Raw genomic sequence first — 18,288 nt, 5'->3', positions numbered from 1 at the left:
CCAAACGGGAACCCTCATGTCCATGCACTCTTCGTCCTTCTTCGCCCTGCGTTCCATCGCGCTGGCCTCCGGTCTCGCCCTGGCCGCCATCGCCGTGCAGGCCGCGCCCGATGCCAAGCTGCTCGCCGCCGCAGAGAAGGCGCAGCCCGCCGTCATCGACAACCTGAAGGAGATGGTGCAGATCGAATCGGGCAGCCTGAACGTCGAGGGCCTGCTCAAGATGGCCGACGTGATCGAGGGGCGCCTGAAGGCCGCGGGCTTCAAGACCGAGCGCCGCAAGACAGAAGCCGGCGCGGGCGCGGACATCGTCATCGGCACGCGGAAGGGCACGGGCAAGCGCAAGATCATGCTGCAGGGCCACATGGACACGGTGTATGCGGCCGGCATCCTCGGCAGCCAGCCTTACAAGGTGGACGGCAACCGCATCTACGGCCCCGGCATAGCCGACGACAAGGGCGGCATCGCGGTGATGCTGGCCTCGCTGAAGATCCTCGCCGATGCGGGCTGGCGCGACTACGACACGGTCACCGTGCTGGTGAACCCCGACGAAGAAGTGGGCTCGGTGGGCTCGGGCGAACTCATCGCCACCACGGCCGACCTGCACGATACGGTGCTGTCGTTCGAACCGACGGCGGCCAAGTCGGTGGCCAAGGGCGAGTCGCTGCTGCTCGGCGCGGCCGGCATTGCGCAGGCGACGATGGAAGTGAAGGGCCGCGCGGCGCACGCGGGTGCCGCGCCCGAGCTGGGCCGCAACGCGCTGTACGAGCTGTCGTACCAGATGCTGCAGACCAAGGACCTCGCGAAAGACATCCCGGGCGTGACGCTCAACTGGACCGTGGCGCGCGCCACCGGCCCGATCAACCAGATCACCGAGAAGGCGCAGGCACTGGGCGACATCCGCATCACGCAGCCGGGCGCCGAGAAGAAACTCAACGAAGTGCTGCAGGCGAAGATCGCGAGCGGCAAGCTGATTCCCGACACCGAGACGACGGTGAAGGTCGAGGTCGGCCGCCCAGCATTCGTGGCGGGCGCGAAGGGTCGCGCATTGGCAGAGAAGGCGCAGGCGATTTACAAGGAAATCGACCGCGACCTCGCGTTGACGCCGATGACCGGCGGCGGCACCGACGCGGGCTATGCGGGCCGCTCGGGCAAGGCGACGGTGGTCGAGAGCTTCGGCCTCGCGGGCTTCGGCTACCACGCACGCGACGAATACATCGAAGTCGATTCGATCGTGCCGCGCATCTACCTCGTCACGCGCCTGCTGACGGAAATCGGCAAGCAGTAAGAGACGAGAGGAAGGCCGACCCCAGCCTCAGGGCTGCTGCTTCGGCGGCTCGCCGGGGCGATTCGGCGGTCGGCGAGCCGCGGCCGCGGCGGCTGCCGCAGCGGCGTGCTGCTGGGCCTGTTGTTGCTGCTGCTGGCGCATCTGGGCCTGTTGCGCCTGATGGGCTTGTTGCTGCTGTTGCTGCATCTGCTGTTGGCGTTGCTGCATCGCCTGTTGCTGCTGGGCACGAGCGGCCTGGGCCTGCTGTTGTTGTTGCTGTTGTTGCTGTTGTTGCTGGCGGCGCATCTGCTCCTGCTGCTGACGGGCCTCGTTCTGAGCCTGCTGTTGGCGCTGCTGTTGCTGCGCCTGCTGCCGCTGTACTTGCTGTTGTTGAGCTTGTTGTTGCTGGGCCGCGCGGGCTTGGGCCTGGGCTTGTTGTTGTGCCTGCATCTGCTGGCGTCGTGACTGGTCCTGCTGGGCTTGCTGCGCCTGTTGCGATTGCTGCTGCTGGCGCTGCCGGTCCTGCAACGCACGCTGCTGCTGTTGCTGGGCCTGCTGGCCCGCGGCGCGGGCCTGCTGTTGCTGTTCCATCTGCTGGCGCCGCAACTGTTCCTGCTGTTGTTGCTGTTGGAGCCGGGCCTGTTGCTGTTGCTGCTGCGGTTGCTGCTGGTTGGCGGCGCGCGCCTGCTGCTGTGCCTGCTGCGCTTGCTGGCGGCGCGCCTGGTCCTGCTGCTGTCGTTGCTGAAGCTGGGCCTGTTGTGCCTGTCGCGCCTGCTGTTGCTGTTGTGCTTGCTGAGCCTGCAACTGCTGCGCTTGCTGCCGTTGGGCCTGCTGCTGTGCGCGTTGCTGAGCTTGCTGTTGCTGCACCTGCTGTTGCTGTTGCTGTTGCTGTTGCTGTTGCTGTTGCGCCGCAACCTGTTGCTGACGTGACTGTTGTTGCTGCTGTTGCTGCATCTGCGCGAACTGCGCCTGTTGTTGCTGCTGCTGTGCAAAGTTGGGCGGCGGCGCGCCGGGCGGCATGCCGCGTGGTCCGCCGTTGCGGTCGTTGTTGTTGTAGACGTTGCGCACGTTGACGTTGTTGTTGACGACGGTGGTCGAGCGCGAGATGTAGGTGCTGTTGTTGTAGACCACCGCTGGCCGCGCAAAGGCCGGCTGCGCCACGCGGTCGCGGTCACGCCCGTACCCGCGATCGCGCGGTGCGCCCCAGTTCATGTTCCATGAGTTCCATCCCCAGCCGTGGCGCTCCAGCGCGGCGCCCACGATCACGCCCGTGCCGAACGCCAGCGCGCCGGCCGCGGCAACCTGGCCGCGGCTGTAGCCGGGCACGACCTCGACAGGAGGCGGGGGCGCATAGGCATAGCCGGGATAGACGGGCAGCGGCTCACCGTAGATCACTTGCGGGTCGTAGCGCGGCACGTAGACCACGTCGGGCTGCACCGGCTCGATGGTGATGAGCTGCTGCGGTGGCTCGATGATTGCGGGGCCGCCGTAGACAGGCTGCATGTCCGGTGCCGGCACGTAGTCGCGCGGCGTGGCGGCGCTCGCGACGCGCAGCTTGCTGTTGTTCTTCAGCCGGCCCGCGCTCGATGCGCGCTGCCGCATGACCTGGATCGCGTTCATCACGTCGGCCGGGTCGTTGTAGTAGGCCTTGCCGAGCGATTCGGTCCACGCGATGTTGCCGGCGAGCTGGTCGATCACGGGCCGAAAGGCGGTGAGCGATTTCACGCTTGGGTCCCAAGGCTGCTGGTTGGCGGCATCGGCGAGCGGGCCGGCCTTGAGCGACTGGTTCTGCCCGAGCCAGTCGTGCGCGGCGGTGATCTGCTCGGGGTAGGTGGCGCCCGCGAGGATCTGTGCGACGAGCTTGTCGGGGTAGAGCGCGATGGGGGCCACCAACTGGTAGAGCTGCTCGGCCGATGGCGGTGTGTAGGCCGCCGGCACCGGCGCCGCGGGAGCCTGGGGCACCGTGGGCGGCGGCATCGAGATGGGTTGCTGCTCCGCAGCGGGCGCCGCCGCGGGATTCGGCGGCGCAGCCTTGTCGCAGCCTGCGAGAACGAGTGCACCGATGCACAGCGAGATCGCAAGCGCTCGGGGGAGAGACTGGGGGGCGGGACGTTGGATGTTCATCTGGAGTTCCATCAAGGCGCCGACGTCACGCCTGACTCTCTCAACGGTCCCTGACGGTCTGCGATGACCGACTCTGCGCCGGTGATGCAACCGTCTGTGTCGTCCGCGCGCTGCTGCCCATGTGGGGCATCGCCCACATGGGGCGGCCACGGATCGCGCGGGCTTGCCTTACTTGGCGCCGCCCGAATACTTGGTGACGCTGCTGGCGCTCACGTGGTAGCCGCTCACGCCCATCATCGAATCGTTGCGTTGGGTCTGCAGCTTGCCGGTGACCCACACGGTGTCCATGGCGCGGAACTTGGCGCCCTTTTGCGGAACGACGTGCAGGATCTGGTTGGCCGGCGGCGGCGGCGTGTGGATGCAGGCGCCGAAGTAGGGCACGAGCAGGAACTCGGTGACCTCGCCCTTGGCCTCTTCGAGCGGCACGATGAAGCCGGGGATCTTGATCTCGGCGCCGTTCATCGCAGGATTGGTCGGTGCGTTGTTCGACACCTCCTGCATCTTCATGAGCAATTCGTTGGCGCGCGGGTCGCCGTCGTCCAGCGCGCTCAGGTCCATGCCCTTGAACTCCTTGGCCGGGTCCCAGTCCTTGGGCACCAGCTCTTCCCAGGTGATCTGGCGCGGCTGGCCCGGCGTGCCCTTGGCAACGGCGGGTGCAACGGCCTTGCCGCCGAGCGGGTTCGATGCGGTGGTGTCCTTGGGGGCGGGCTCGGCGGCCCATGCCATCGCTGCGAGGCCGGCGCCGGCCAGCAGCATTGAAAGCCGATTGAAAGCCGTGATCGTGGAAGTCTTCTTTGCGATGCGCATGGTTCAAATCCTCGGTGAGAGGCCGTCCGCCAGTGAGAGTCGGTAGGCGCGAATGCCAGGGAGCAAGCTGGCCAGCCAGCCTGCGACCAGCAGGCTCGCCATCAGCAGCCATTCGTTGAGTGTAGGTTCCGAGAGGCTCAATGTCAGCCCGAACTGCGACTGCAGCCACGGCGAGAGCAGGGCGATGCCGAGCACCGCCATCACCACGCCGAAGGCCACGCCCAGCACGGTGACCATCGCACCTTCGAGCGCGAGCAGGGCCAGCACATGGCGAAGGCCCGCGCCCACCGCGCGCAGCACGGCCAGTTCGCGCCGCCGTTCGTTCAGGCCCGCCATCACCACGGACACCAGGCCCGCGAGGCTCACCAGCGCAACCAGCGCCGACATCAGCAAGAGCGCGTTCTCGCCGATGCCGATCACGCTCCACAGCTCGTCGAGCGCCACGCCGGGGAGGATGGCCATGAGCGGCTCGCCGTTGTAGGTGGAAATCCAGCGCTGCACGCCGAACACCGCGGCGCGGTTCTTCAGGCCCACGAGCGCGGCGGTCACGTTCTTGGGCGTGAGGTCGAACTTGCGCACCTGCTCGGCGGGAATCTTCACGCCCGGCATCGGCGCGCCGCCGACCCATTCGAGGTGGATGGCCTCCATCGCTTCGAGGCCGATGTGCACCGTGCGGTCCACCGGCGTGCCGGTGCGCGCGAGCACGCCGACCACGGTGAAGGGCTTGTCGGCATGCTCGGCCACATTGAGCTCGCCGCTGCCGTGCGCGAGCGTGATCTTCTGGCCCACGTGGTAGCCGAGCTTGTCGGCCACTTCGGCGCCCACCACCGCGTCGAAGAGTTCGCTGAAGGGCTTGCCCTCGCGCAACTTCAGGAGTTGCTTGTCTCCGTAGCGAAAGCGGGTGAAGTACTCGGGCGACGTGGCCAGCACCGCGAAGCCGCGGTGCGAATCGCCCAGCGAAAGCGGCACGACCCAGTCGACGCCCTGGTGCGCGGCCAGCGCCTGCACGCTCTTCCACGAAATGTTGTTGGTGGCGGCACCGATGCGGAACACCGAGTAGAGCAAGAGCTGCGTGGACCCGGTGCGCGCGCCGACGATGAGGTCGGTGCCCGAGACGGACGAGGCGAAGTTCTCGCGCAGCTCGGTGCGGATGCGTTCGACGCCGAGCAAAAGGAAGGTCGAGAGCGCGATGGAGAACACGGTGAGCGCGAGCGTGAAGCGCCGGTTCCAGGCGCTGCGCCATGCGATGGAGAAGAGCGCACGCATCAGTAGACCTCCGCGCTACGCGCTGCTGTATTCACCTTGGGAGCGGCCCGGCGGCTCATGCGTCCACCGCCATGGCGCTGGATGCGGCGCGGTTGATCTCGGGCAGCAGCACATGCCGCGCGAAGCGCTGCGCGATGCGCTGGTCGTGGCTCACGAAGACGAGGGCGCTGTGGTTCTCGACGCAGGCTGTCAGCAGCACGTCGAGAAAGGCCTCGCGGCGGTCTTCGTCGAGTGCGGAGGTCGGCTCGTCGGCAATCACCACTTCGGGCTGGCCGATGAGCGCACGCGCCGCGGCCACGCGCTGCTGCTGGCCCACGGAGAGCTGCAGCGCCTGGCGCTTCCAGAGGTTGCGGTCCAGGCCCATCTGGTCGAGCAGATGCTCGGCTTCTTCGCGCGAACTGCCCTTGCGTGCGGCCTGTGCCTCGCGCCGGGCCGAAAAGCGGCAGGGCAGGAGGACGTTGTCGAGCACGCTCAGGTAGGGCAGCAGGTTGAACTGCTGGAAGATGTAGCCGACATGGGCCACGCGGCAGCGGTCGCGCGCGGCGCTGGAGAGCTGGGACCAGTCGTGCCCCAGCAGCGTGACGCGGCCTTCGTCGGCCACCAGCACGCCGGCCAGAAGCGACAGCAGCGTGCTCTTGCCGCAGCCGCTCGGGCCATGCAAAAACACCGATTCGCCGGCGGTGATGCGGAAGGCCTCGATGTCGATGCAGGGCGCCTTCACGCCGGGCCATGCAAAGCGCAGCGATTCGGCCGCGAGCACGACGCGAAGGGGCGTCGAGTCGGCCTGCAAAGCGGTGCTCACAGTGTTACTTGCCCCAGCTCAGACGGGCGGGCTGGGCCGCTTGCGCGCCCGCGGGGCGCTTGATCTGGCGCTTGAACTGGCCCTGCGACGAAGCGATCTGCGAATCGATCTGGCGAAGGCCCTTGAAGGCGCTGAACAGGCTCAGGTCGATGAACTTCGCGGCGGCCGCGTTGGTGCAGTTGAAGGAGAAGGTGGCGTCCAGGTCGGCATGGCCCGGGGGCTCGTTCGGGTCGGGGTTGCCGAGGCCGAGCGCGCCGGAACGCAGGTCGACCGGGCCGAGCTTGCAGTTGGCGGCGGGGTCGATGGCAAAGAGCTTGTCGGCCGCGCGCAGCTGGGCGACGGCGTCGGCCACGGTCTTCTTCTCGGCATCGGTCTTCGGGGCGCGTTCGAAGCCGACGATGTTGTCGAGCGGGGATTCCATGTCGATCACCACCGTGGGGCCGTCGATGGCCACGTCCAGCTTCATCTGGCCGTGCACATGCGCATGCTGCTGCTGGGCCTGCGCGGAGAGGAACGGGGTTGCGGCGAAAAGTGCCGTGGCCAATAAGGAGGGGAGTGCGAGACCGGAGATGCGTCGGAGTCGGATGTGTGTCATGGTTCTGCGCCTTGCCGGGTCGGCAGCCCCGGCGTGTTGCTCCATTCGCTCCAGCTGCCGGCATAGAGCGCGGTCGTCCCGAGCCCGGCGATCTGCATCGCAAGCAGGTTGGGCACGGCGCTCACGCCGCTGCCGCATTGGTGGACAACTGTCGCCGCGTCGCGTCCCGCGAGCAGCGCTTCGAACTCGGCACGCAATTGCGATGCCGGCTTGAACTTGCCGTCGGGACCGAGGTTCTCGGCGAAGGGCCGGTTCAGGGCCCCGGGGATGTGACCGGCAATCGGGTCCAGAGGTTCCACCTCGCCGCGATATCGTGCACCGGCCCGTGCGTCGATCAGCTGCTGGTCAGCTTGGCCGAGCCGACGCAACACAGTGTCGGTAGTCACAAGCTTTGCAATCGGCTCGCCCTGTACGAAATTCGACTGGAAGCGCGTGGGCTCCTCGCGGTCGGTCACCTCGCCGCCCGCGGCCTGCCAGGCCTGCAGGCCGCCGTCGAGTACGGCCACCGCGTCGTGGCCCATCCACTTGAGCATCCACCACAGGCGCCCGCAGTAGTTGACGCCGTTGCGGTCGTACACCACCGCCTGCATGTCGTTGGAAAAGCCGACGCTGGAGAGCCACGCCGCGAACTTCTCGCGGCTGGGCAGCGGATGGCGGCCGCCCGAAGCGGGCACGCCGTCTTCCTGCGCCACCACCACGTCGCCGTGCGCGCCGGGCAGGCCATGCCTGGCGCTCAGGTCGGTGTCCAGGTTGGCGTACTGCGCGCCCGGAATGTGGGCCGCGGCGTAGAGCTGCGGGCCGGCCTCGGGCTTCATGAGGTCGAAGCTGCAGTCGAACACCATGAGCGGCGTGCCGCTGTCTTGCAGTTGGCGGAGTTGTTCGACGCTGACGAGGGTGGTGTACATGGCGTGTTCTCCTTCGGTGAGAGGCTAGTGTTCTTCGGCCGGCGCCTTGGGCACCGCCCGCTGGCGCAGCACGGTGGCCGCGATGCCGCTCACCACGATGAGCGCCATGCCGGCCCATCCGAGGGCATCGATGCGGTCGTCGAACACCACCACGCTGTAAAACGCCGCGAAGATGATGCCCGAGTACTGCAGGTTGGCCACCACGAGGGTGCCGGCTTCCGTCTTGGCCGTGGCGTAGGCGCGCGTCATGCAGAGTTGCCCGAGGGCGGCGAGCAAGCCGATGGGCAGCAGCCACAGCGCATGCTGCCATGTCCACGAACTGCCGCCCGAAAACCCGGTGGCGGCCGTGGCGAATGCACCGGCCACGGCCGAGCCGACCGCGAAATAGAACACCGTGCGCAGCTCGGGCTCGCCGATGCGCGAGAGCGCCACCACCTGCATGTACGCGAAGGCGGCTGTCAGCCCCGACAGCAGCCCCAGCATGCCCGCGAAGCCTTCGTTGCCGCTCACTGTGGGCTTGAGCATCAGCACCACGCCGATGAAGCCCGCCAGCACCGTCATCGCGAGCGCGCCCTGCAGCGGCGGGCGCGCCACGCGGCCGTCGCGGCCGGGCACTGGCACCCATGCGAGCAGCGCCCCGCCGATGAGGAAGGCCGCGACCCACACGCTGCTCATGTAGTTGAGCGTGACGGCGGTGGCCAGCGGCATGTGCGCGATGGCGTAGAACCATGCGCCCAGCGAGATCACGCCGATGGTGCTTCGCCAGGCGTGCATGCCGGGGTATCTGGTGGCGAGCGAGACGCCGCGGTTGCGTGCGAGCAGCCAGAGAAAAACGATGCCGATCAGGCCGCGCCCGAGCACCATCTCTCCGCTGTTGAACCACTGCGAGGCCACCTTCACCACGACGCTCATGGTGGCGAACAAAAAGGCGCCGAGCACCATCCAGAGCGCTTGCATCGTCTCTACTTCGTATGAGGGAAAAGAAGGCCCCGCAGGGCGCGGGGCGAGGCCGATGTCACGCGGGTTGCTGCATCGCGGCCTTGTACCACTCGTGGAACTGCTGCATGCCGTCTTCCATCGGGCTCTGGTAGGGGCCGGTCTCGTTGTCGCCGCGCAGCATCAGCGCGCGGCGGCCGGCGTCCATGCGCTCGGCGATCTCGTCGTCTTCCACGCAGGTTTCCATGTAGGCGGCCTGCTGGGCCTCGACGAACTCGCGCTCGAAGGCGACGATTTCCTCGGGGTAGAAAAATTCGACCATGTTGAGCGTTTTCGTCGGGCTCACCGGATGCAGCGTCGAGACGGTGAGCACGTGCGGATACCACTCCACCATCACGTGCGGGTAGTAGGTGAGCCAGATGGCGCCGTACTTCGGCGGCTTGCCGTCGCGGTACTTGAGCAATTGCTCCTGCCACTTCTGGTAGACCGGGCTGCCCGCGCGGCCGAGGCGATTGGCCACGCCCACGGTCTGCACCGAGTAGTTTTGATTGAACTCCCAGCGCAGGTCGTCGCAGGTGACGAAGCTGCCGAGGCCCGGGTGGAACGGGCCGACGTGGTAGTCCTCCAGGTAGACCTCGATGAAGGTCTTCCAGTTGTAGTTGCACTCGTGCAGTTCGACGCGGTCGAGCGCGTAGCCCGTGAAATCGAGGTCGGCCTGTGGGCCCAGGCCGCGCATGTCGGCCGCTACGTCGCGACCCGTGCCGTCGGGGTTCTTCTCGAACAGAAGGCCGTTCCATTCGGTGAGCGGGTAGTTGTGCAGGTTCAGGCACGGGTCCTGCTCGAAATGCGGGGCGCCGATCAGCGTGCCGGTGGTGCGCGAATCGCTCGCGGCGTAGGTCCAGCGGTGCAGCGGGCAGACGATGTTGCCGCCGGCCTGGTTGTCCAGCTGGCCGCGGCCCTGCAGGATCAGCGCCTGGCGGTGGCGGCACACGTTGGAGATCAGCTCCACGCCCTTGGGCGTGTGGACCAGCGCGCGGCCCTGGTGCTCCTGCGGCAGGGTGTGGAAGTTGCCCATTTCGGGCACGGCGAGGCGATGGCCGACATAGCGGGGCCCTCGCGCAAAAAGGTTTTGCATTTCGCGGGCGTACAGGGCCTCGTCGAAATACGCGGAAACTGGAAGTTGGCTCGCGGCCTGCTGCAGTTGAAGACTTAAATCAGACATGGAGGACCTGACCAAGCTCCCCACAGGGAGAGAAAAGGAAATAACGGGAGGCGCCGTCTGGAAGGTTCAACGGCCCGGAGAGTGTGTTGGTTTGCCAACAAGAAGAGTTCGCATTGTACCCGTGGGGCCCCGTTTGTCCCCCCGTCCTAAAATGCCCCGTTTCACCCACGTTCCGTTGCATGCCCAAGGTGCCTTCCCCTTCCTCTTCCAGCCCGGCGGCCACGCCCGATACGGGGCCGTTGCCCGCCAGTTACGAAGCCGGGCTTCAGGAACTGGAACAACTGGTTGCAGAACTCGAATCGGGCCAGTTGCCGCTCGACCAGCTCCTGGGCAGCTACCAGCGCGGCGCCGCATTGCTCGCCTTCTGCCGCGACAAGCTGCAGGCGGTCGAAGACCAGATCAAGGTGCTCGACGCGGGCAGCCTCAGGGTCTGGACGGCCGAATGAGCGCGGCCACCATGACCGACTGGACCGCCGCCCGGCTCGCCGGCTGGAGCGAACCGCACCTGGCCCGCGTCGAGGCGGCGCTGTCGCGCTGGGTCGGCGTCGATTCGCCGGTGCTGCTGGGCGATGCGATGCGCTATGCCGTGCTCGACGGCGGCAAGCGGCTGCGGCCCTTGCTGGTGCTCGCGGCCAGCGAGGCGGTTGGCGGCAATGAAGCCGCTGCGCTGCGCGCGGCCTGCGCCACCGAACTGATCCACGCCTATTCGCTCGTGCACGACGACCTGCCGTGCATGGACAACGATGTGCTGCGCCGCGGCAAGCCCACGGTGCATGTGAAGTTCGGCGAGGCCGACGCGCTGCTCGCGGGCGATGCGCTGCAGGCGCTGGCCTTCGAGCTGCTCACGCCCGAGGGCGACGAGGTTCCCACGGCCACGCAGGCCACGCTGTGCCGCCTGCTCGCACGCGCTGCCGGCAGCCAGGGCATGGCGGGCGGACAGGCGATCGATCTCGCCAGCGTCGGCGTCGCGCTCAACGAAACCCAATTGCGCGAAATGCACCGCCTGAAGACCGGCGCGCTGCTGCAGGGCAGCGTCGAGATGGGCGCTGCCTGCGGCAACGTGGGCCCGGCCGCGCTCGCGGCGCTGCGCGACTACGGCGCGGCCATCGGCCTCGCATTCCAGGTGGTGGACGACATCCTCGACGTCACCGCCGATTCGCAAACCCTGGGCAAGACCGCCGGCAAGGACGCTGCCGCCGACAAGCCCACCTACGTGTCGCTGCTCGGCCTCGACGGCGCGCGCACGCAGGCCCGCCAACTGCTGGCCGATGCGCTCGCCGCCCTGGCCAAGAGCGGCCTGGCCGACACCGCCGCCCTGCGTGCCCTCGCCCACATGGTGGTCGACCGCGACCGCTGAGAAAAGAACAAACCCCCACATGGCTCCGCTGCTTCCCACTCTCCACGACCCCTCGCCGATCCGCCAGTACGACCGCGCACAGCTGCGGCAGCTGTCCGACGAGGTGCGCGCCTGCGTGCTCGACAACGTCTCGCGCACCGGCGGCCACCTGAGCTCCAACCTCGGCACGGTCGAGCTCACGGTCGCGCTGCACCACGTGTTCAACACGCCGCACGACCGGCTGGTGTGGGACGTGGGCCACCAGACCTATCCGCACAAGATCCTCACCGGCCGGCGCGAACGCATGCCCACGCTCAGGCAGATCGGCGGCATCTCTGGCTTTCCGCAGAGGAGCGAGAGCGAGTACGACACCTTCGGTACCGCGCACTCGTCCACCAGCATCTCGGCCGCGCTCGGCATGGCCATGGCCGCCAAGCAGAAGGGCGAAGACCGCTACACCGTGGCCATCATCGGTGACGGCGCGCTCACGGCCGGCATGGCCTTCGAGGCGCTCAACAACGCGGGCGTGTGCGACTGCAAGTTACTGGTGATCCTGAACGACAACGACATGTCGATCAGCCCGCCGGTGGGCGCGCTCAACCGCTACCTTGCGCAGCTGATGAGCGGCAATTTCTACGCCGCCGCCAAGAACGTCGGCAAGAGCGTGCTGCGCGCCGCGCCGCCGCTCTTCGAACTCGCCAAGCGCTTCGAGCAGCATGCCAAGGGCATGGTGGTGCCAGCCACGCTGTTCGAGCAGTTCGGCTTCAACTACGTCGGCCCGATCGACGGCCACGACCTCGATTCGCTGGTGCCGACGCTCGAGAACCTCAAGCACCTGAGCGGCCCGCAGTTCCTGCACGTGGTCACGAAGAAGGGGCAGGGCTACAAGCTGGCAGAGGCCGATCCGGTGGCCTACCACGGGCCGGGCAAGTTCGATCCGCAGGTGGGCCTCGTCAAGTCCGCCGCGGTGGCCAAGCAGACCTTCACGCAGGTGTTCGGCCAGTGGCTGTGCGACACGGCCGCGCACGACGGCCGGCTCGTGGGCATCACGCCTGCGATGCGCGAAGGCTCGGGGCTCGTGGAGTTCGAGCAGCGTTTCCCCGATCGCTACTACGACGTCGGCATCGCCGAGCAGCACGCGGTGACCTTCGCGGCCGGCCTGGCGTGCGAAGGCCTGAAGCCGGTGGTCGCGATCTATTCGACCTTCCTGCAGCGCGCGTACGACCAGCTCATCCACGACGTTGCGATCCAGAACCTGCCGGTGGTGTTCGCGCTCGACCGCGCGGGCCTTGTCGGCGCCGATGGCGCCACGCATGCGGGTGCCTACGACATCCCGTTCCTGCGCTGCATTCCCAACATGAGCATCGCCTGTCCCGCGGACGAACGCGAGCTGCGCCAGTTGCTCACGAGCGCCTACGAGCAAAATCATCCGGTGGCGGTGCGCTATCCGCGCGGCGCGGGTGCCGGCGTCGCGCCGCATCTCACGCTCGATCCGCTGCCCCTGGGCAAGGGCGAGGTGCGCCGCGAGGGCAAGCGCATCGCGATCCTCGCGTTCGGCTCGCTGCTGTACCCGGCGCTCACCGCGGCCGAATCGCTCGACGCCACGGTGGTCAACATGCGCTGGGCCAAGCCGCTCGATGTCGAGCTGCTGCTGCAGGTGGCGGGCACGCACGATGCCATCGTCACGCTCGAAGAGGGCGCCACCATGGGCGGGGCGGGCAGTGCGGTGCTCGAGGCACTGCAGGCTGCCAACGTGCAGAAGCCGGTGCTGCAACTGGGCCTGCCCGACCGCTTCATCGAACACGGCGATCCGGCCAAGCTGCTCGCATCGATCGGGCTCGATGCGGCGGGCATTGCGGCATCGATCACGCAACGCTTCGGCGCTGTCGCAGGGTAAACCCCCGCCGGACGCCTGTAAGCCGGTTTTTACAATCAAGAAGACTTATACAAAAGTCCCCAACGCGGTCACAAGCCGCGTTTCGTTTTTTTCAAAGAACCCGGAGTGAATCAATGGATCGTCGTTCCCTCATCAAAAACGCTGGCATCGCCGGCGTTCTGGCCGCCGGCATTGCGCCCGCGGTCCACGCGCAGGCCACCGTTCGCTGGCGCCTGGCGTCGAGCTTCCCCAAATCGCTGGACACCATCTTCGGCACCGCCGAGGTGTTCGCCAAGAGCGTCAGCGACATGACTGGCGGCAAGTTCCAGATCTCGGTGCATGCAGGCGGCGAACTGATGCCCGCCTTCGGCGTGGTCGACGGCGTGCAGAACGCATCGGTCGAAATGGCCCACACGGCCCCGTACTACTTCTACGGCAAGGACCCGACCTTCTGCCTCGGCTGCGCAGTGCCCTTCGGCATGAACACCCGCCAGCAGAACGCATGGATGTACGAAGGCAACGGCCTGAAGCTGATGCGCGCGTTCTACGCCAAGTACAACATCATCAACCTGCCGGGCGGCAACACGGGTGCGCAGATGGGCGGCTGGTTCCGCAAGGAAATCAAGTCGGTCGCCGACCTGAAGGGCCTGAAGTTCCGCACCAACCCGTTCGCGGGCAAGGTGCTGGAGCCCTTCGGCGTGATCCCGCAATCGATCCCCGGTGCCGACCTGTACCCTGCGCTCGAAAAGGGCACGCTGGACGGCCTCGAATGGGTCGGCCCGTACGACGACCAGAAGCTGGGCTTCAACAAGATCGCGCCGTTCTACTACTACCCCGGCTGGTGGGAAGGCGGCCCCGAGCTGGACTTCTACATCAACACCAAGGCGTGGGAAGGCCTGTCGGCCGACTACAAGGCCATCGTCGAAGCGGCTGCTGCGCACGCCAACATCACGATGACCGCCAAGTACGACGCCAAGAACCCGATCGCGCTCAAGCAGCTCGTGGGCTCGGGCACCAAGCTGCGTCCGTTCTCGCAGGACGTGATGAACGCCGCGTTCAAGTCGGCCCAGCAGATCTACTCGGACCTGAACAACACCAACCCCGAGTGGAAGAAAATCTACGGCGACTGGTCCAAGTTCCTCGCCGACCAGAACGCCTGGTTCCGCTACACCGAAGGCACGTTCGACCGCTTCATGCAGCAGCAGAAGCTGTAAGCGCTGCGGCGACGAACGCTTCGCCACAGAAAAAAGCCCCGCCGGAAACGGCGGGGCTTTTTTACTTGCGCGGCGCGCCCAGCAAGGCGGCGCGGGCGGCCTCGGAGGGAAACACGCAGGCGACGTCGTGCGCGCAGCCCGGCACCACGGTCACTTCGCGGCGCTTGTCCGGCGCGAGCATCGTGCGGTCGTACTGCGCGTAGGCCAGGCCGCGTTGCAGCCGGTAGGGGCCTTGCGCGGCGGCTGCGCACGACTTGTCGAGCACCCTGTAGGCCGTGCCTTTGCCCTCGCCGGTGTCGAGTTCGCCCTGGAGATAGTGGATGTCGGCGGCGGCGTAGCGCTGGCGGGCTTCCGCGGCGCTGCGGCCCAGGTGCGCGGGCAGGCCCTCGGTGCCGTACTTCCAGCGGTTCACCGTGGGGCACGGGCCGCCATCGATGCTCGACTGCTGCGGACGGAACGCATCGAAGTAGAGCCAGGTGCCCGGGTCCGAGACCACGTAGCGCAGCGCGACCGATGCGGTGGGCGCGTCGGCAGCGAAGCCGATGTAGTGCTGCACCATCTGTGCGCCGGCCGAGAAGCCCGCGATGGTGACCGTGCGAAGGCTCGGCCAGCGCCGCACCAGCTCGGCCACGACCGCATCCATGGCGGCGAACGAAGAGATGCCGCTGCCGTTGGACGCACGACCGCCTTCGAGCCAGGAGCCGCAGGTCCACAGCAGGTCGCCGTCCTGCGGCGCCGGCACGCCGTCGGTGCTGCATTTGCCGGCCTTGTCGGCCGCGACCTGGAACAGCGGCGCGACGACCAGCGTGCGGTCGAGCGCGCCGGCCTTGCGAACGGCGAGCAGCGCCGCATTGAAGCTCTTGTTGGCATCGCGCGGATGGCCGTGCATGGCGATGAGCGCCTGCGTGGGGCCTGCGGCCGACGGCGCGGCGTCGGGGGCGAGCGATGCGTAGTAGTGCAGGGTGCCGCCGGACTGCGGCGGCTCGAAGGCGCGGTAGCAGTCTGGGGCGGCCGACAACGTGCAGTCGGCAGGCGCGGCGACGGCGCTTGTGGCCAACGCTGTGAGGCACAGCGCAGCAGCAATGGCGTGCGTGCGGCTGAAGAAGGAGGCGAAGGAGATGCGGCTCATGCGGCATATCTTCGCCGCACCGAAGGCCGCCAAGCTGACTCAGCGGGCGTTGCCGTTCACTGTGCGCCGGGTTCAGGCGCCGCTGGTGGTGGCGAAGCCGCCGGCACGGCGCGCTGCGCCACTTGCTGGCCGAACGCCACCAGCACCTGCGGGTCGTACGCATGGAACCAGGTGATGCCACCGAAGCGCCGGCGCACCAGGAGCCGTGGCGCGATCACGCGTTCGAGCATGCGGATGTGCACCAGCTTGAGCTGCGCCACGTCTTCCGCGCGCACGCGCTTGTCCCAGAGCCAGGTCTGCGTGAGCACGTCGCCTTCCAGGCGGGTGCGGCTGTAGACGATCCAGTAGCCGACCCACGTGACGCACAGGCCCGCCACGCCGAACACGAAGAGGCTGGAGGCCGACCAGCTGGTGGTGCGCAGCGACGGCAGGCTCCAGAGCGCGAACGCGAAGAGATCCACCACGAGCACCACCGCCAGCGTGCGCAGCAGCGGCGGGAAGGCGGCGCTTTCGATCGTGGGGCTGGCGTTGCCTTCGCTTTCGCCGCTCACTGCTTGGGGGCTTCGCCGGAGGCCGGCGGCGTTTCCTGCGCCGGTGTTGTGGGCGCAGGCGTTTCTTCAGACTTCTTTTCGTTGCCGAACGGGTCTTCCATGTTCACGCCGTTGCTGTCGGGTTCGGGCGGCGGCATTGCGTCGGCCGGCATGTCGAGGTTGACCTTGTCGATGTCCACGACCTTTTCCTTGTCGAGGAACACGGTGACGGTCTGCGGGAAGAAGATCACGATGGCCACCAGCAGGAGCTGCATCGCCACCCATGGCACGGCGCCCAGGTAGATGTCGCGCGACTCCACCTTTCGGGGTAACGCCCCGTTCTTGAAGAGGGTGTCGGCAATGCCCCGTAAATAGAAGAGTGCGAAGCCGAAAGGCGGATGCATGAACGAGGTCTGCATGTTCACGCACAGGAGCACGCCGAACCACACCATGTCGATGCCGAGCTTGTGCGCCACGGGGCCCAGGAGCGGCAGGATGATGAAGGCGATCTCGAAGAAGTCGAGGAAGAACGCCAGGAAGAACACGAAGATGTTCACCGCGATCAGGAAGCCGACCTGGCCGCCCGGCAGCCCCGAGAGCATGTGCTCGATCCACTTGGCGCCGTCGACGCCCTGGAACACCAGCGAGAACACGCGCGAGCCGATCAGGATGAACACCACCATGGCCGTCAGGCGCATGGTGCCTTCCATGGCGTCCTTCATGAGCTGCCAGTTCAGGCGGCGATGGATGAGCGCGAGGATCAGCGCGCCGACCGCGCCCATGGCACCGGCCTCGGTGGGCGTGGCGATGGCGCGGTCCATGAAGGGCAGGCCGCCCATCGAGCCGAGCACCGCGAAGATCAGGATCGCCGAGGGAATGATGCCGCGCAGGCACTTGCCCCACAGCGCCCAGCCGTTGAGCGTGCGCGCGGTGACGGGCAGGCCCGGTACGTAGTGCGGGCGGATGCGCGAGACCAGGAAGGTGTAGATCGCGAAGATCACCACCTGCAGGATCGACGGGCCCCAGGCGCCCTTGTACATCTGGCCGACGTCGGTGCCGAGCTGGTCGGCCATGACGATGAGCACCAGCGAGGGCGGCACCAGCTGCGTGATGGTTCCCGAGGCGGCGAGCACGCCGGTCGAGTAGCGCATGTTGTAGCCGTAGCGCATCATCACCGGCAGCGAGATCATCGCCATCGCGATCACCTGGCCCGCCACCGTGCCGGTGATGGCGCCGAGGATGAAGCCCACGATGATCACCGAATAGCCCAGGCCGCCGCGGATCGGGCCGAAGAGCTGGCCCATCGAGTCGAGCATGTCCTCGGCGAGCCCGCATTTCTCCAGTACGGCTCCCATCAACGTGAAGAACGGGATCGCCAGGAGCGTCTCGTTCGACAGGATGCCGAACACGTTCAGCGGCAGGTTGGCCATGAAGCCGGCGGGGAACCAGCCCATCTCGATCGCGAAGAAGCCGCAGATCAGGCCGAGGGCGGAGAGCGAGAACGCGACCGGAAAGCCGATCAGCATGATCACCACGAGCCCCGCGAACATGATCGGGGCGAAATTTTCCATGTGCATTGCGACTTACCTGCGGTGCGTGCGGGAGGGGACGGGGCCTGACGAAAAAGTGCGAAGTGCGCCCATCACTGCACCGGCTTCTCGTAGTGCGTGTCCATCTCTATCAGCCCGCGCAGGTAGGCGATGCGCTTGATGATTTCCGAGACGCCCTGCAGGAACATCGCGCCGAAGCCCACGGGCATCAAAAGCGCCGCGGGCCAGCGCACGAGGCCGCCGATGTTGCCGGACATCTCGCCGGTGACCCAGGTGTTCCAGAAATACGGCCAGGTGAGGTAGGTGAAGAGCGCCATCACCGGCAGCAGGAAGAAGATGAGGCCGAACAGGTCGACATACACCGGCCCATAGCCCTTGAGCTTGCCGTAGATGATGTCCACGCGCACATGCTCGTTGAAGCGCAGCACCACCGGGGCACCCAGCATCACCGTGGCGGCGAACAGGTACCACTGGATCTCGAGGAATGCGTTGTTGCTGAAGTCCAGGCCGTATCGGACGATGGCGTTGGCGGCCGAGATGAGCGAGGCGGCCAGCACGGCATAGCCGGCGAACTTGCCGAGTTTTTCGCTGATCCAGTCCATGCCGGTCGCGAATCTGAGGAATGCAGACAAGGGGGTGTCTCCCACGAAGCCCAAGGTGAAACGCCGGCCCCTGGTGGGGGCTGCGCAAAGCCCGCAATGGTATCCCGGCGAACCTTCGTATTGCTTTGCC

Annotated in this window: 17 protein-coding genes; 5 read left to right on the top strand and 12 right to left on the bottom strand. The window is 67.1% G+C overall.

Annotation, left to right across the window (positions count from 1 at the left end):
• The first annotated feature begins 16 nt into the window (after positions 1–16).
• Positions 17–1,285, top strand: a complete 1,269-nt coding sequence (locus tag J2W23_RS05465; protein WP_307647931.1) for a glutamate carboxypeptidase — start codon at positions 17–19, stop codon at positions 1,283–1,285.
• 27 nt (positions 1,286–1,312) lie between these two features.
• Here J2W23_RS05465 and J2W23_RS05460 read toward each other — a convergent pair whose 3' ends face one another.
• The 8 genes from J2W23_RS05460 to J2W23_RS05425 form a co-directional block, all read right to left on the bottom strand.
• The gene (locus tag J2W23_RS05460; protein ID WP_307647930.1) at positions 1,313–3,388 is read right to left on the bottom strand and encodes a DUF3300 domain-containing protein; all 2,076 of its coding nucleotides are present in this window, start codon (positions 3,386–3,388) and stop codon (positions 1,313–1,315) included.
• Positions 3,389–3,556: 168 nt separating this feature from the next.
• Positions 3,557–4,195: a DUF3299 domain-containing protein gene (locus tag J2W23_RS05455; protein ID WP_176658815.1), complete on the bottom strand. Its 639-nt coding sequence runs from the start codon at positions 4,193–4,195 to the stop codon at positions 3,557–3,559.
• 3 nt (positions 4,196–4,198) lie between these two features.
• Complete coding sequence (locus J2W23_RS05450; protein ID WP_307647929.1) at positions 4,199–5,461, bottom strand: ABC transporter permease; 1,263 nt, start codon at positions 5,459–5,461, stop codon at positions 4,199–4,201.
• 55 nt (positions 5,462–5,516) lie between these two features.
• Entirely contained in the window at positions 5,517–6,263 is a 747-nt protein-coding gene (locus tag J2W23_RS05445) for an ABC transporter ATP-binding protein (RefSeq protein ID WP_176658813.1), read from the bottom strand.
• A 4-nt stretch (positions 6,264–6,267) separates the two neighbouring features.
• Positions 6,268–6,858 (bottom strand): DUF2796 domain-containing protein, encoded by a 591-nt coding sequence (locus tag J2W23_RS05440; protein ID WP_176658812.1) that lies wholly within the window; start codon positions 6,856–6,858, stop codon positions 6,268–6,270.
• A complete protein-coding gene (locus J2W23_RS05435) occupies positions 6,855–7,763 on the bottom strand; it encodes a sulfurtransferase (protein ID WP_307647928.1) in 909 nt (302 codons plus the stop codon). Before J2W23_RS05435 ends, J2W23_RS05440 begins: the two co-directional genes overlap by 4 nt.
• A 24-nt stretch (positions 7,764–7,787) precedes the next feature.
• Entirely contained in the window at positions 7,788–8,720 is a 933-nt protein-coding gene (locus J2W23_RS05430; RefSeq protein WP_307647927.1) for a DMT family transporter, read from the bottom strand.
• A gap of 58 nt (positions 8,721–8,778) precedes the next feature.
• Positions 8,779–9,921 (bottom strand): aromatic ring-hydroxylating oxygenase subunit alpha, encoded by a 1,143-nt coding sequence (locus J2W23_RS05425; protein ID WP_307647926.1) that lies wholly within the window; start codon positions 9,919–9,921, stop codon positions 8,779–8,781.
• A gap of 179 nt (positions 9,922–10,100) precedes the next feature.
• Here J2W23_RS05425 and xseB point away from each other — a divergent pair, with 179 nt between their 5' ends.
• The 4 genes from xseB to J2W23_RS05405 all read left to right on the top strand — a co-directional run bounded on the left by xseB (position 10,101) and on the right by J2W23_RS05405 (position 14,347).
• Positions 10,101–10,367 carry an exodeoxyribonuclease VII small subunit gene (gene xseB / locus J2W23_RS05420; RefSeq protein ID WP_307647925.1) on the top strand — a complete coding sequence of 89 codons (267 nt, stop codon included), beginning with the start codon at positions 10,101–10,103 and terminating at the stop codon, positions 10,365–10,367.
• Positions 10,364–11,278, top strand: coding sequence for a polyprenyl synthetase family protein (locus J2W23_RS05415; RefSeq protein WP_307647924.1), 915 nt, complete (start codon positions 10,364–10,366; stop codon positions 11,276–11,278). The genes xseB and J2W23_RS05415 overlap by 4 nt, the downstream gene beginning before the upstream one ends.
• A gap of 19 nt (positions 11,279–11,297) precedes the next feature.
• Complete coding sequence (gene dxs / locus J2W23_RS05410; RefSeq protein WP_176658808.1) at positions 11,298–13,154, top strand: 1-deoxy-D-xylulose-5-phosphate synthase; 1,857 nt, start codon at positions 11,298–11,300, stop codon at positions 13,152–13,154.
• A gap of 113 nt (positions 13,155–13,267) precedes the next feature.
• Positions 13,268–14,347 carry a TRAP transporter substrate-binding protein gene (locus J2W23_RS05405; RefSeq protein ID WP_176658807.1) on the top strand — a complete coding sequence of 360 codons (1,080 nt, stop codon included), beginning with the start codon at positions 13,268–13,270 and terminating at the stop codon, positions 14,345–14,347.
• 61 nt (positions 14,348–14,408) lie between these two features.
• Here J2W23_RS05405 and J2W23_RS05400 read toward each other — a convergent pair whose 3' ends face one another.
• The 4 genes from J2W23_RS05400 to J2W23_RS05385 form a co-directional block, all read right to left on the bottom strand.
• Positions 14,409–15,476, bottom strand: coding sequence for a hypothetical protein (locus J2W23_RS05400; protein WP_307647923.1), 1,068 nt, complete (start codon positions 15,474–15,476; stop codon positions 14,409–14,411).
• 56 nt (positions 15,477–15,532) lie between these two features.
• Complete coding sequence (locus J2W23_RS05395) at positions 15,533–16,027, bottom strand: hypothetical protein (protein ID WP_307647922.1); 495 nt, start codon at positions 16,025–16,027, stop codon at positions 15,533–15,535.
• On the bottom strand, positions 16,024–17,583 hold the full coding sequence (locus tag J2W23_RS05390; protein ID WP_307647921.1) for a TRAP transporter large permease: 1,560 nt from the start codon (positions 17,581–17,583) through the stop codon (positions 16,024–16,026). The genes J2W23_RS05395 and J2W23_RS05390 overlap by 4 nt, the downstream gene beginning before the upstream one ends.
• A 65-nt stretch (positions 17,584–17,648) precedes the next feature.
• Entirely contained in the window at positions 17,649–18,188 is a 540-nt protein-coding gene (locus J2W23_RS05385; protein ID WP_176658803.1) for a TRAP transporter small permease subunit, read from the bottom strand.
• Positions 18,189–18,288 lie beyond the last annotated feature (100 nt).

This window comes from Variovorax boronicumulans (assembly GCF_030812215.1).
Taxonomy (GTDB): domain Bacteria; phylum Pseudomonadota; class Gammaproteobacteria; order Burkholderiales; family Burkholderiaceae_C; genus Variovorax; species Variovorax boronicumulans_C.
The sequence above is the reverse complement of the archived record's forward strand: the minus strand, read 5'-3'. Positions and strand labels throughout refer to the sequence as shown.